General features: G+C 67.0%; 12 protein-coding genes. 7 read left to right on the top strand and 5 right to left on the bottom strand.

Annotation, left to right across the window (positions count from 1 at the left end):
* Nucleotides 1–43 precede the first annotated feature (43 nt).
* Genes LHU95_RS18315 through LHU95_RS18300 form a run of 4 tightly spaced genes read left to right on the top strand, consistent with a single transcriptional unit; the run spans nucleotide 44 to nucleotide 2,832 of the window.
* The gene (locus LHU95_RS18315) at nucleotides 44–388 is read left to right on the top strand and encodes a hypothetical protein (protein WP_248708390.1); all 345 of its coding nucleotides are present in this window, start codon (nucleotides 44–46) and stop codon (nucleotides 386–388) included.
* A 14-nt stretch (nucleotides 389–402) separates the two neighbouring features.
* Entirely contained in the window at nucleotides 403–1,572 is a 1,170-nt protein-coding gene (locus LHU95_RS18310) for a hypothetical protein (protein ID WP_248708389.1), read from the top strand.
* Between the two features lie 2 nt (nucleotides 1,573–1,574).
* The gene (locus LHU95_RS18305; RefSeq protein ID WP_248708388.1) at nucleotides 1,575–2,237 is read left to right on the top strand and encodes a cysteine peptidase family C39 domain-containing protein; all 663 of its coding nucleotides are present in this window, start codon (nucleotides 1,575–1,577) and stop codon (nucleotides 2,235–2,237) included.
* Between the two features lie 31 nt (nucleotides 2,238–2,268).
* Nucleotides 2,269–2,832 carry a hypothetical protein gene (locus LHU95_RS18300; RefSeq protein ID WP_248708387.1) on the top strand — a complete coding sequence of 188 codons (564 nt, stop codon included), beginning with the start codon at nucleotides 2,269–2,271 and terminating at the stop codon, nucleotides 2,830–2,832.
* A gap of 67 nt (nucleotides 2,833–2,899) precedes the next feature.
* Here LHU95_RS18300 and LHU95_RS18295 read toward each other — a convergent pair whose 3' ends face one another.
* Entirely contained in the window at nucleotides 2,900–3,883 is a 984-nt protein-coding gene (locus tag LHU95_RS18295) for a tripartite tricarboxylate transporter substrate binding protein BugD (RefSeq protein WP_248708386.1), read from the bottom strand.
* Between the two features lie 155 nt (nucleotides 3,884–4,038).
* On the opposite strand from LHU95_RS18295, the gene LHU95_RS18290 reads away from it, so the two are divergent.
* Nucleotides 4,039–5,205: a tetratricopeptide repeat protein gene (locus tag LHU95_RS18290; RefSeq protein WP_248708385.1), complete on the top strand. Its 1,167-nt coding sequence runs from the start codon at nucleotides 4,039–4,041 to the stop codon at nucleotides 5,203–5,205.
* A gap of 56 nt (nucleotides 5,206–5,261) precedes the next feature.
* On the opposite strand, the gene LHU95_RS18285 is transcribed toward LHU95_RS18290, so the two are convergent.
* The gene (locus tag LHU95_RS18285; RefSeq protein ID WP_248708384.1) at nucleotides 5,262–5,966 is read right to left on the bottom strand and encodes a transposase; all 705 of its coding nucleotides are present in this window, start codon (nucleotides 5,964–5,966) and stop codon (nucleotides 5,262–5,264) included.
* Nucleotides 5,967–6,204: 238 nt separating this feature from the next.
* Here LHU95_RS18285 and LHU95_RS18280 point away from each other — a divergent pair, with 238 nt between their 5' ends.
* Nucleotides 6,205–6,720: a hypothetical protein gene (locus LHU95_RS18280; protein ID WP_248708383.1), complete on the top strand. Its 516-nt coding sequence runs from the start codon at nucleotides 6,205–6,207 to the stop codon at nucleotides 6,718–6,720.
* Nucleotides 6,713–7,693 carry a hypothetical protein gene (locus tag LHU95_RS18275; protein ID WP_248708382.1) on the top strand — a complete coding sequence of 327 codons (981 nt, stop codon included), beginning with the start codon at nucleotides 6,713–6,715 and terminating at the stop codon, nucleotides 7,691–7,693. The genes LHU95_RS18280 and LHU95_RS18275 overlap by 8 nt, the downstream gene beginning before the upstream one ends.
* Nucleotides 7,694–7,769: 76 nt before the next feature.
* On the opposite strand, the gene LHU95_RS18270 is transcribed toward LHU95_RS18275, so the two are convergent.
* From LHU95_RS18270 to LHU95_RS18260, 3 genes are all read right to left on the bottom strand, one after another.
* Nucleotides 7,770–9,236, bottom strand: coding sequence for an MFS transporter (locus tag LHU95_RS18270; RefSeq protein WP_248708381.1), 1,467 nt, complete (start codon nucleotides 9,234–9,236; stop codon nucleotides 7,770–7,772).
* The gene (locus LHU95_RS18265) at nucleotides 9,236–10,192 is read right to left on the bottom strand and encodes an acetyl-CoA carboxylase carboxyltransferase subunit alpha (RefSeq protein WP_248708380.1); all 957 of its coding nucleotides are present in this window, start codon (nucleotides 10,190–10,192) and stop codon (nucleotides 9,236–9,238) included. Before LHU95_RS18265 ends, LHU95_RS18270 begins: the two co-directional genes overlap by 1 nt.
* A gap of 78 nt (nucleotides 10,193–10,270) precedes the next feature.
* On the bottom strand, nucleotides 10,271–12,961 hold the full coding sequence (locus LHU95_RS18260; protein ID WP_248708379.1) for a calcium-binding protein: 2,691 nt from the start codon (nucleotides 12,959–12,961) through the stop codon (nucleotides 10,271–10,273).
* Between the last annotated feature and the right edge of the window lie 49 nt (nucleotides 12,962–13,010).

Here is a 13,010-nt window from a genome sequence, read left to right as displayed (position 1 = left end):
CGGCCGCGATAGCTTCAGGGACCCCCAAAAAAGGATGGTCCCCGTGAAGAAGCTCCGATTGATCGCTGCCACTGTCCTGTTTCTCGCTGCCCTGCCCTTCGTGCCTATCCGCGCCGAGCGCAGCCCCGTCTTCGGGACGGCCGCCATTGAGGCGCTGTCGCTGGAAGCCTCACGCGATATTACCGCGCGCGGCGCCACGGCGGATTACTACGGCGGCTTGGCGGTATCCTATTCATATACGGCGTATGTCTATTCCTTCTATGGCCGATATTATGCGGGATCGAACACGCCATCTGAAAAAAGCTGGTATGAGACCGCGGCTTTCTACGCGTATTATGCTTATATCTTCAGCCACCACGCGGCATACTATTCCGGCATCGGCATGTAGTGCTTGCGATGCCCATGAACAGACAAAATGTCTGGTCCTTGTCGCTCCGCAGGATCGGCAAATCCATCGGCCAGCGCCGTGCTGGCGCCTGGGGTGTCCGCGGTGCTGCCGCCGCGGCACTCCTGGCCTTCCATCCCGCGCCAGCCGATGCCCAGGCCGCGGCGCCCTCGGCCGAAGCGCAGCAGGCGCGCCTGCTGGAGCGAATCCGCCTGCTCGAACGCCGGCTTGAGCAGCTGGAGCGGGCGCCGCAAACGCCCCGTCCGCCCCGCGCCACAGCTGCCGCCGCTGCGCCGCCCCCCGCACCCCCCACGGCGCCACCGGCCATGCCGCCCTCGCGCACACGCGACCCGCATGACGAGGAAATCCCGCAGGAGGCTTTCGTCTTCCGTGACCAGGCTGTCACGCTGCGCCCAGGCCAGGCCGAAGCTTCGCTCGATCTCGGCTATCTGCGGGACCGGCGCATCATTTCGGCGGACCGCAGCGCCTCGGCGGTGCTCACGGCGCGGCTGGGGATCATGGCCGGTGTCGAAGCCGCCATCACGGCACCGTTTTTCCAATCCACCCGCAGCTTCGAGCGTTCGCCAAGCCTCATCTCCGACCGTGAAACGCGTGGCATCGGGGATGTCTCGGCCCAGGTGAATATCCTGGGTTGGGGGGAGCGCCCCTTCTGGCCCGGCGCAGTCTTCACGGCGGCCGTGGTAACACCCACGGGGCCCTCGCCCTTCATCAGCCCAGCCACCGGCTTGAGCGCGGAGCTGGTGCCGGTGGATATCACCCAGGCCATCTCCACGCGGGGCGCATGGGCGTTGCGCAGCGGCGTCCAGTTCTTCAAGACGGTGGACCCACTGGTGCTGTTTGGCGGGGTTTCCTACGAATATGTCTTCCCGCTCGAACAATCGGGCATCACCTTCCGCCCCGGTCGCCGGATCAACTACAATGCCGGCATCAGCTTTGCCCTGAGTGAGCGCTCGACGCTCGGCTTCACCTTCATCGGCAGCTACACCTCCGCCCTCCAGGCCAATTCCATCACTTATCGCAACACCGCGAGCGAGTCCGCCGCGCTGCGCCTTTCGCTGGTCCAGCGCCTCGGCACCCAGTTCTGGCTGGAGCCGGCGCTGGCCTTCGGCCTCGTCTCGGATAGCCCGAATGTTCAACTGGGCCTCGGCCTCAGATACAGGTTCTGAACATGCCCCCCACGCGTCGTATCGCACTCGGTCTGCTGGCACTCTCCGCGTCTCCGGCAGCGGCGGGCGAGGCGCTGATGCGCCGGCCGCAATCCTGGCAGGAGCGGCGCTACGCCCATGTCGTCCGCCAGGTGCTGGAATTCTCCTGCGGCAGCGCTTCGCTGGCGACGCTGCTCACCTTTTTCCTGCGCCGCCCCACCACCGAGGCAGAGGTCATCACCATCCTCCGCCAGCGCTACCCGGGCGAGGCGGCCTGGCGCAGCAAACAGCAGCAGGGTTTCTCCCTTGAGGACATCACCTTCGCGGCCGAGCGGCTGGGCTTCGCCGCCCAGGCCGCACGGATTGACGCGGCCCAATTGCCGCAGATCGCGGGGCCGGTGATCGTGCATCTGGACAAGGGCGCGTGGCAGCATTTCTCCGTCCTGCGTGCCTCGCGCGATGGGTTTCACTACATCGCCGATCCCATCCAGGGGCAGGTCACGATGCTGGATCATGAGTTCCGCCGCGAATTCACGGGCGCCGTCCTCGCGGTGTGGCGGCGTGGCGGGGCCCTGCCCCAGGGCTCGCCCTTGCAGGCCGTGCGCGATGGCGTCTCGGTCGAGCGGAGTGTCTCGCGCGCCATCCAGACGGCCGTGCCGCCGGCCGGCTTTCCGCTTCCGTTCTGAGATGCGGCGCGCGGCCCCCCTCGCAATCGTGATGGCGCTCGCCACCGGCATTGCGCCCGCTAGGGCCGATCCGCGCTGCGCGCGGCTGGGCCAGCCCGCATACAGCGCCATGCGCCTCACCTCCGCCGGCGGCGCGCCGGCCACGGCCGCGCGCGTGACGCTCGATGGCCCCCGGCAGCGCATCGAAGCGCGCGGCCCTGGCGAGGGGCGGCTGGTCACCCTCATCACCCCCGAATTCCATGCGGTCTTCCTGACCAGCGCCCAGCCCGCCGTGGCCCTGCGCCTCGCGCCGCCGCCCGCCACCGCCGCACCCGCGCCGCAGGACCGGCGCGAGCGCGAGGAGCGCAGCCGCGGCCAGGTCACCTTCATCATCGAATTGCGCGGCGTGAGTGGCCAATGGCATGCGGTGGAGCGCAACACCTGCCGGCGGGACGGCGTCCTGCTGGAAGCCTGGCAATGGCAACCCAGCCCGGCCGGCGGCCTCGTCCTGGAAACCCGACAGAGCGACATCCGCCTGGCCCGCCCCGACCCGGCACTGTTCCAACTCCCCGCCGGGTTTCGCCTCGCCGAAGCACCGCCCGCCGCCCGACCCTGACCGCCGATGCGCGCGGCATCGGGGGCCATGGGGCAGCGCGGCCCAGCCGGTGCTCCGGCGCGCGGGCTCAGTCGGCGAATTGCCCGGCCGCCTGGATCACCGGGCGCCAGCGGGCGATGTCGGCCGTCCAGAAGGCGCGATGCGCGGCCGGCGTCGCGCGGTCCTGCGCCACGGGCTCGGTGCCCAGATCGGCGAAGCGGCGGATCAGCCCGGGGTCACGCAGCGCCGTCTGCAGCGCGCGCGACAGGCGGGTGACCAATTCCGGATTGAGGCCGCGCGGCGCATAGAGGCCGTGCCAGACGCTCACCTCGAAGCCGGGCAGCCCGCCCTCGATCGCCGTCGGAAGCTCGGGCAGGGAGGCGACGCGCGTGTTCGTCGTCACCGCGAAGGCCTTGATGGTGCCGGCGCGGATGTGCTCGGTCGTGTTGGTCGTCTGGTCGCACATCAGGTCCACGGTGCCGGCGACGAGGTCATTCATCGCCGGGCCCGTGCCGCGATAGGGCACGGTCGTCAGCGGCACGTTCATCGCCTGCTGGAACAGCAGGCCGCACAGATGCGAGGCCGCACCCACGCCGGCATTGGCCAGGTTGATCTTGTCCCGGTCCCGCCGCACCAGCGCCACCAGCTCCGCCAGGGAATTGGCGGCGATGTTGCGCTTGGCGACGATCGTCATCGGCACTTCGGTGATCATGCCCAGCGGCTCGAAGCCATTGATCGCGTCATAGGCAAGACGGCGATACAGCGTGGGAATGGTGCTCATGCCGATGTGGTGCACCAGCAGCGTGTAGCCATCCGCCCGGGCCGCGGCGGTGCGCTGCGCGCCCAGCGTGCCGCCCGCGCCACCGACATTCTCGACCACGACGGAGGTGCCGAGGTCCCGGCCCATCGCCTCGCCCAGCAGGCGGGCCACCGTATCGGTTGGGCCACCGGCGGCGAAGGGGACGATGATGGTGATCGGCCGGCTCGGGAATGCCTGCGCCGAGGCGAGGCCGGGGGCGGCGAGCAATCCGGCGGCGAGGGCCGGCAGCTGGCGCCGGGTCAAACGGGGCATGAGATCCTCCAGGGGAATTTTTTGACAGGCAAGTGACGAAGTGGCTTCTTCGTCACCTTTCGCGGCATTTGCAATCGCAAAGCGACTGGCCTCCTCGCCGGGGATTGTTTATCGGCCATGCATGAAACGCAGCCCGTCCCCGTGAGTTCCATCGCGTGACCATCACTGCCGAGGAATTGCTGCATCGCGGCATCGCGCGGCACCGCGCGGGCCGGCTGGATGAGGCGGTGAGCCTCTATCGCCGCGCGCTGCGCCTGGCCCCCGGCCACCCGGATGCGGAAAATCTGCTGGGCGTCGCGGCGCGGCAGCGCGGGGATCTGCCCGCCGCCCTGGCCCATGCCGCGCGCGCCGTGGCGGCCGCGCCGGATTCCGCGCTGTTCCTGGCCAATCAGGGTGCGGCCCTGGCCGAGGCCGGGCGCCTGGCCGAGGCCATCGCGGCGCTGCGCGGCGCCATCCAGCGCAACCCCGCCGATGCGATGAGCCTGCGCAACCTGGGCCAGGCCCTCACCGCGGCGGGCCAGCCGGAGGCCGCCCTCGACCCCCTGACCCAGGCGACGCGGCTGGCGCCCGAGGCGCCCGAAGCCTGGCTCGCTTTGGCGCATGCCGCGCGCGAGGCGGGGCGGATGGACGCGGCCCGCGCGGCGGCCGAACAGGTGCGCGGCCCGCTGGCCGAGCAGGCCGGCTTCCTGCTTGCGGCGCTCGGCGCCGGGCCTGTGCCCAGCCGCGCGCCTGCCGCCTATGTGCGGGAGTTGTTCGACGCCTTCGCGCCGCGCTTCGATGCGGAGCTGGAGGGCGCGCTGGCCTATCGCACGCCCGCGCTGCTGGCCGCGATGATCGAAGGGCTGCCGAAGGGCCGCGTGCTGGATCTGGGCTGCGGCACCGGGCTTTCCGGCCTGGCGCTGAAGCCCTTCGCGACCCGGCTGGAGGGGCTGGATCTTTCGCCCCGCATGCTCAACCAGGCGCGGGCGCGCGGCATTTATCACGCGCTGCATGAGGCGGATCTGCTGGAATTCCTGCCGCGCAGCCCGCAGGCCTGGGACCTGATCGCCGCCGCCGATGTGCTGAACTACCTGGGCGACCTGGCGCCGGCCCTGGCCGCCATGCAGGCGGCGCTGAAGCCGGGAGGCACGGCGCTGTTCAGCCTGGAAGCGGGCGAGGCCGAGGTGGCGCTGGGGGCAGGGCTGCGCTTCCGGCACAATCCGGAACATGCTTTGGCCCTGGCGGAAGCGGCGGGGCTGCGGCTGGTGGCGCGCGAAGACGCCGTGTTGCGGACGGAGAAGGGGCGTGATGTGGCGGGGGTTTTGGTGCGGCTGGCGCGGTGAGAGACCAGGGGGCTTTGCCCCCTGACCCCCAGCAGGAAACTTGGTTTCCTGCACCTTCATTTCCAGCACTCGCGGAGGGTGCGGGGGATTGAGGCGCGGCCACCGGCGAGGGTGTGGAGGGTTTTCAGGATGCGCAGGAAGTCGCGCGTGCCGCGCTTGTCCTGCCGCCAGCCCAGAATTCGCTCGCGGATGTTCAGTTGGCGCATGTTTTCGGACAAATCCGGATCGGCCACCATCCAGGACGGGCCGGGTAAGGCGCGCATCAGCTTGAGCCGCCGCGCGAGCATGATCAGCGCGAGGCCACGGATGCGAATGGCCCGCCGCGCCGCCCGGCAGATCAACCCTTCCATCTCCCGCAGCACAGACCCGGCCGGTGAGGCCGCCAGCGCCCGCAACAGCCGCTCCCAAACCCCCGCATTCGCGAGCCGCTGGAAATGCCGCGCGACCGAGGAACCCTTGCCGTAAGCCGCCGGCAATTCCCGCCAAGCGCCCTCGGTCGCCGCCACGCGGAAAATCGCATCCATCCGCGCCCGCTGGTCACAGGGCCGCCCGCGCGCCGGCACGGGCAGGTGGAGGGAGAGGATGCTCCACTGCGCATCCGTCATCCGGTCATAGGGCACCAGAATCCTGGCCGGGCGGGGAGGGCGCGGGCCACGGGAGTAGGTGCGGGGTTCGCGGAGTTCAGGGGGGAGGAGGGGGCGGATGCGCATGGCAAAACGTAACATGACGGTTCGAACAAAACAAGAACAAAACAAGAACAAAAACTGGCTCTGATTGAACGTTCTGACGTCGAGAGGCAGACTTAGCGTCGCAGAATTCTGCCGACCGGTGAAGCACGTCGAAACCGAAACGGCGATCTTGCTACGTAAAAACCCCTATGAGGCGCGGATAAGCTCAGCTAGCATTGTTTAAATGTTGGTTGGCGTAGTCCTGCGAGCTGGCCAACGTGGGGCCAGTGCTCCTCGCGTAGCAAATTTAGACCTAACACGGGAGGAAAAATTGAATTTTAATTCTGATGGATATCTTGATGCTGGCCTCCATGACATGGATGTTGAAGGTATCGTAGAACACTTTGTCACAGCTTTTCCAGCATCAAACACAAGGCGTGCAATCATCGAGGGCTATATTCGCCATCGTAGTGAATTTTCAGCCCTCGGAGTTGCGTGCGTTCAACTTATTGATGGAAGTTTTGTTTCAAATAAGGCAGATCCAGGTGATATAGATTTAGTAGCCTTTGCGGATCTTGATACGATAGACGCTCTTAGTCCTGAAGATCAGAAGAAATTAGCCGACTTGTTTTCAGGGCCAGCGACGAAGGCAACTCATTTCTGCGATGCTTACTTTTCGCCAACGGTTCCAGAAAATCATCCTTTATACAGTCAGCTTCGTAGTAAACGTAAATACTGGATGGGTGAGTTTGGATATGATAGAGAGGATCGGCCTAAAGGGGTTGTGCGCACTCAAATTGATCCTGCGGCTAACAGCACGAAAGCAGAAGATTTAAACAATGTTTGATGTGTGGCACGGCGTGGACCCCGCGTCTGCGGAGGCAAGGCTGCGTGGCTTGCGACGCAGATTGTCCGAGCTTGACGCCGCTATGACCGATCAGCAGGCTCTCGCCAGAGCCAACCCAAATAGCTTCGGGATTGCTTTGAGCGGCATCAGCCTGCGCTCCATGGAGACTGCTCTCCGGCAAGAGTTGGTCGAAGTTCTTCGTCATAGACGATCCGAGCATGTAGCCATTACACTGGATGGCCCGAATTTTGCGCAACATTCAGCAAAGTTGCTCGATCTTGGAGTTATACTGACAAGATTTCAGAAGTTATTTTCAAGTATTGCGCAAGCTATCACAACAGGACCAACTTCTCGCGGCCCTATCCGGTCTGATATAATGAATTTAACATCAATGAGACTACAATCCACTTATGATTCGTCTTTTGGGATGAATATTTTTGTTCAGTCAAATTATGATTTGCTCGGAGAAAGCACGTCGTCTGATGCAATGGTTCAGCTGTTTCGGCTTCTACATGCAGCGCAGAGCGATTCTGGCATGATGAGTGTATCAGGAGAAATGGGGCGCCGCTCTCTTGTCCATTTGCGTCATCTGGCAAGTCACCTAAATGCCTCTGACTCGAATATCAAGTTCGACTGGAAAGATTTTGCGGGTACAAAATATGAGTGGAAGATCGATCGGGAAAAATCCGAGAAAATCATAGCGGTGATCAACAATATCACAGAGACCCGCTCCGAGACAAAAATCTTCCGAGGGAGACTTGTAGGCGCGAGCTTGCTAAGAAATCGCTTCGAGGTGCTGCTTGAAACAGATATTGTTGTAGAAGGAAAATTCGTTAATGGTCTTTCGAATTTAATTCAGGAGAATTTTGGCCGTTGTGTTGTAGCGACTCTCGACGAAACTGAGATCCTAGATAAAGCGTCAGGCGAAGCAAAGACTTTTTATACATTAAAAGAAATAGATAGTATTAAATAATGATGCGATATATGGATATTATTCTTTGGCGGAACTTTCAATGTGAGGGGCGTGGAGTGCTGGCGAACGTCCCCCACTAAACCCTCCGCAACGGCACCCGAAACGCCAGCACCGCCGCCACCCCCGTCAGCACCGCCGCGCCCGCCAGCATCGCCCGGAACCCCGTTGCCAGCCCGCGCGCCATCACCGCGCGTTCGCTCTCCGGCAGCGCGGCCAGTGCCTCCCGCCCCCCGCGCATCGCGGTCGCGAAGCGTTCCGCCACCTCCGCATCCGCCAGCGCGAAGCCCACGAAGATCAGCGCCCCCAGCACCGCCGTCCCCGCCGCCGCCCCCAGGTTGCGCATGAATTGCACCGACGCCGTCGCCACTCCCAGCCGGGCCGGGCCTGCCGCCACCTGCACCGTGGTCTGCACCGCCGGGAAGGTGCAGCCAAAGCCCAGGCTGGAGAGCGCCAGCAGCCAGGGCAGCCAGGCCAGCGGAATGCCCCCGGCGCCATAGGCCAGGAAGGACAGCACCGCCGTCGCCAGCACCAGCCCGATGCTGGGCAGCAGCATGTTCCGCCCCGTCCGCGCCAGGAAGGTGCCGGAAATCAGCGCCCCCGTGCCGCCCCCCAGGCTCATCGGCAGCAGCATCGCCCCCACCGTCGCGATGGGCACGCCCCGCACCACCGTCAGATACAGCGGCAGGAAGGAAATCAACGAAACCATGGTGCCCGAGACACAGGCCGCCAGCAGGTTGGTCCGCCAGATCACCGGGTCGGTCAGCACGGGCAGGGGCAGCAGCGGGTCCGGCACGCGGCGCTCCACCTTCAGCAGCGCCCAGACCGCGATGCCCCCCATCACGCCAAAGCCCAGCGCCACGCCGAAATCGGCGGCATTCATGCGCTGCGCGCGGTCCAGCATCAGCAGCAGCATGGCGACAAAGAGGGTGAACAGCGCCGTGCCCGCCGCGTCAAAGCGGAAGCTGCCGCCCATCAGGCCGCGCCGGGGCAGCCGCCAGGCCATGGCGAAGCCGACCGCCACCAGCGGCAGCCCCGCCAGGAACACCCAGCGCCAGCCGAAATTCTGCGTCAGCCAGCCCCCGGCCAGCGGCCCGGCGGCCGAGGCCGACATGAAACACGCCACCAGATAGGCCTGGTAGCGCCCCCTTTCCCGCGCCGGCACGGATTCGCCGATCAGCGCCATGGCCAGCGTCAGCAGCGCGCCGCCACCAAAGCCATGCAGGGCGCGGGCGGCCAGCAGCGCCTCGAAGCTGGGGGCCAGGCCCGCCGCCAGCATCCCTGTCGCCTGCAGGGCAAAGGCGATGAACAGCATGGGCCGCCGCCCATAGGCATCGCCCAGCCGGCCGAAAATCGGGGCCGCGATGGTGGCGGCGACGAGGTAGGCGACAACCACCCAGGAAATCCGCTCCACCACGCCGAAAGCCGCCGCCATGGCGGGCAGGGCGGTGGCGGTGATGGTCTGGTCAATGGCGGTGACAAAGATCGCGATCCCGATGGTCGGGAAGGCCCGGAAGAAGGCTGCGCGGGCCGCTTGCGGCTCCATCAGGCCACCGCGCTGCGGCCCATTTCCAGGAATTTCTCGCGCCGCCTGGCCTTCAGCGTGGCGCCATCCAGCGGCAGCAGCGGCTCCAGCGCGCCCCAGACGGCCTCGCCCACCGCATCCATCGCCGCTGCCTGGTCCCGGTGGGCGCCGCCCAGCGGCTCGGCGATCACGGCGTCAATCAGGGCCAGGCGCTTGAGGTCCTCGGCGGTGAGTTTCAGCGCCTCGGCCGCATTCGCCGCCATGCCGGCATCGCGCCAGAGGATGGAGGCGCAGCCCTCGGGGCTGATCACGGAATAGATGGCGTGTTCCAGCATCAGAACGCGGTCCGCGGCGGCGAGCGCGATGGCCCCACCCGAACCCCCCTCGCCGATGATGGTGGCGACGAAGGGGACGGGGGCGGAGAGCCCCGCCTCGATGCTGCGGGCGATGGCCTCGGCCTGGCCGCGCGCCTCGGCGTCAATGCCCGGGAAGGCGCCGGAGGTGTCCACGAAGGAGAGGATGGGCATGCCGAAGCGGCCGGCCAGCTCCATGATGCGGCGCGCCTTGCGATAGCCCTCGGGCCTGGCCATGCCGAAATTATGCTTGATGCGGGTTTCCGTGTCGCGCCCCTTCTCGGTGCCCAGCACGGCCACGGCGCGGCCCCGGAAGCGGCCGAGGCCGCCGATCACCGCGGCGTCATCGGCGAAGGCGCGGTCGCCCGCGAGCGGCGTCCATTCCTCGATCAGGGCGCCGACATAGTCGAGGCATTTCGGGCGTTCCGGGTGGCGGGCCACCTGCGCCTTCTGCCAGGGGGTGAGCTTGGCATAGGTGGCGGCCAGCAGTTTCTCCGCCTTTTCCCGCAGCTTGGCCACTTCCTCGGCCACATCGATGCCGCCCGCATCGGTCGCCCGGCGGAGCTCTTCGACCTTGCCCTCCAGCTCGGCGATGGGTTTTTCGAAATCAAGGAAATGGCGCATGATCCGCTGCGTCTAGCGGAAAGCCCGGCCGGCGAAAACCGGCCAGGTTGGGCAGCGCCGCTTTCCGCCGCCGCCCGCTCAGACGATCAGCACATCGGCGGCGGTCAGGGCCGTGCCGGCGCCGAGCAGCGCCAGGGGCCGGGCGGCCAGGGGGCCATTGCCGTCGAAATCCCAGGAGAGCTGCCCGGTCGTATCCTGGTACACCAGCTGCGGCAGCGGCCCCTGGGCGGCGGCGCCCAGCGTCAGCAAGGCCGGGTCGAGCGGCCCTGGCGCGAGGCCGAGCGTGGCCCCGTAAAGCCAGATCTGGTCCGTGCCGGTGGTGAAATCCGTGATGGTGTCGGCCGGGCCCACCAGGCCGAGCACGAAGGCGTCCATGCCCTCTCCGCCGGTCAGGCTGTCCGCCCCGCCCAGGCCCTCCAGCACGTCATCGCCATCCAGCCCGAGCAGCCGGTCCGCGAGGCTGGAGCCGATCAGGGTATCCGCGCCCTGGCCGCCTTCGAAGCCGCGGATGCCGCTGAAGCTCGTCACGCCGGTGCCGCCCCCCTCGACCATTCCGCCCCCGACGACCTGGGCCGTGCCAGTCGGCGTGCTGGCATCCATCCGCACGGCCACGACCTGCGCGCGGGCCGTCAGCGTGTCGAAGCCGCCATTGCCGACGAAGTTCGACGCGTATCGGCCCAGCTGAAAGCTCTCCCGCCCGGCGGTGCCCAGCACCTCGATCCCGCGATCGGCGCCGATCTCGGTGATGCCGCTGAAGGAGAGGCTGGCCCCGTCGGCGCGGGAGGCGACGCCGGTGGGCATGAACACGGTCCAGACCACGCTGTCTTCCACGCTCGAATCATACTCGAAGAACAGCGTGTTGCGCCCGGCACCGCCCAGCGCCACCGCCTGGCCGCCCAGCACGATCAGCAGGTCATCGCCATTCCCGCCATCCAGCGTGTCATGGCCGAGGCCGCCGCGCAGGGTATCGTTGCCGATGCCGCCGATGATGCTGTCATCGCCGGCGCCGCCCTGGATCAGATCCGCGCGGCGCCCGCCGGTCAGCACGTTGTCGGCGTCGGAGCCGTAGATGGTGTTGCCGCCATCGCCGCCCGTCACGTCCACGATGTCATAGAGCAGGTCGCTCACCGGGCCGCCTGTCGTGAAGACCGTGGCGTGGCCGGCCGTCATCGCGCCATGGGCGAGGTCATCGCCGGTCAGACGGATCTCGATCGCCTCGCGCGTCAGGGCGTAGCTGACGCGATTGGCGCCGGCCCCGCCGACATAGACATCGGCGAAGGCGATGCCGGGGCCGTCATAGAACAGGTCGTCGCCGTCATTGCCGAACAGCGTATCCACGCCGGCCCCGCCGATCAGCGTATCCTTGCCGCCGCCGCCATGGATGACGTCATCCCCGGCGCGGCCCTCCAGGCGATCGTCCTGGTCGCCGGCGAAGACGATGTCGCGCAGGTGGGAGCCGATCAGGCTGGCCGCCGTGCCACGGTCCAGCAGATGCAGCCGCGTCACGTCCACCGTCTGCCCGCCCGGGCCGTCCAGCGTCAGGCTGATCGTGTAGGAGCCATGGGCGGCATAGGTCTTTTCGAGGTGCAGCTCCGCGGCGCCGCCGGTCGCGCCCGAGACGAACGTCTGGTCACCCCAGTTGATCCGGAACGCGGTGGCGTCGCTCATGCCGAAGAACAGATCGGCCGTGCGGTTCTGCGCGATGGCGGTGGCCCGCGCGGCGATGGTGGCGGCATCGGGGTTGTCATAGGCCCAGACGGTGGTCCAGCCGGTGAAGATCAGCCCGCCGCCGCCGCTGGGCGTCTCCGCGCCGGATTCGATGTTCACCGCATCGGTGTAGAAGGTCGCCACGCGGCCATCGAGCGACATGAAGCCGGGATAGGAAGCCTGATTGGACTCGGCCGGCGGGCCGCCGCCGGGCCCGGCCAGTTGCCGGGAGATGACGCGCGTGCCCTCCGGCCCCGAGAGGATCACATCCCCCAGCCCGTTGCTGTCGCCCAGGGCCGGATTATTGGCGAGGCTGAAGGAGAGGATGCGGGTGGTCGGCACATTCCAGCCGACGATATCCCCGGGCAGGCTGGGCGCCTCGCGCCCATAGCCGAAGACCGTGCTGTAGAATTGCGGCACCGGCGTCACCGGCAGGGTGCCCATCGTGTAGGCGAAGCCGGGCGCGACATTCACCCGCCAGATCTCCGGCGCGTAGATGGAGACAGGGTCCACCACCACGCGCGCCAGCCCGCCCGCCCCCATGCTCACGCTGATGGCCTCGGCGCCGCTCTGCCCGAGCGAGACGGCCAGCGGCTGGGACAGGTTGAAGACCGTGCCGGTCAGCATGTCCTTCGCATAGCCGCTGGTGATGCCCGCGACGGCGCCGGGCAGGTTCTGCGCCGCGCTGATGAAGCCGACATAGCGGCCATTCTCGGAAATCGAGGGCAGCGACCAGTTGGTGGCGCCCACCCCGGCACTGCTGCTGGCCAAGCCGCTGATGCCATTGCCGATCACCCCCGTGGCGGTGGCCGAAACCAGCTCCACCACCCCGGTCCAGAGGTCCTTGCGGAAGATGTCGGGCACGCCGTTCGTGTCGCCCGCCACCAGGTTCGAGGCGGTGCTGATGAACACCACATACCGCCCATCCGCCGAGACATCGCCGCCCAACGCATCACCATTCGCGCCGCCCTCGAGGTTCACCGAGGCGCGGATATGTCTGGGCCCGGACAGCGGCGCCAAGCTTGCGATGGTCAGGTTCGTGACGCTGGGGGAAGCGGGCATGGATGCCCTCCGTCATGGAACGATGAAAGCTTTTTTAGACTTTACGTCC

Origin of the sequence: Sediminicoccus sp. KRV36, assembly GCF_023243115.1 — a bacterium.
GTDB lineage: Bacteria > Pseudomonadota > Alphaproteobacteria > Acetobacterales > Acetobacteraceae > Roseococcus.
Note: the sequence above shows the minus strand (reverse complement) of the source record. Positions and strands in the feature narration are given on the sequence as shown.

What these genes read in the sequence shown, in the direction of transcription:
- LHU95_RS18295 (WP_248708386.1), bottom strand. Translation starts at nt 3,883, where the DNA reads ATGCCCCGTTTGACCCGGCGCCAGCTGCCGGCCCTCGCCGCCGGATTG.
- LHU95_RS18265 (WP_248708380.1), bottom strand. Translation starts at nt 10,192, where the DNA reads ATGCGCCATTTCCTTGATTTCGAAAAACCCATCGCCGAGCTGGAGGGC.
- LHU95_RS18305 (WP_248708388.1), top strand. Translation starts at nt 1,575, where the DNA reads ATGCCCCCCACGCGTCGTATCGCACTCGGTCTGCTGGCACTCTCCGCG.
- LHU95_RS18260 (WP_248708379.1), bottom strand. Translation starts at nt 12,961, where the DNA reads ATGCCCGCTTCCCCCAGCGTCACGAACCTGACCATCGCAAGCTTGGCG.
- LHU95_RS18300 (WP_248708387.1), top strand. Translation starts at nt 2,269, where the DNA reads ATGGCGCTCGCCACCGGCATTGCGCCCGCTAGGGCCGATCCGCGCTGC.
- LHU95_RS18275 (WP_248708382.1), top strand. Translation starts at nt 6,713, where the DNA reads ATGTTTGATGTGTGGCACGGCGTGGACCCCGCGTCTGCGGAGGCAAGG.
- LHU95_RS18270 (WP_248708381.1), bottom strand. Translation starts at nt 9,236, where the DNA reads ATGGAGCCGCAAGCGGCCCGCGCAGCCTTCTTCCGGGCCTTCCCGACC.
- LHU95_RS18310 (WP_248708389.1), top strand. Translation starts at nt 403, where the DNA reads ATGAACAGACAAAATGTCTGGTCCTTGTCGCTCCGCAGGATCGGCAAA.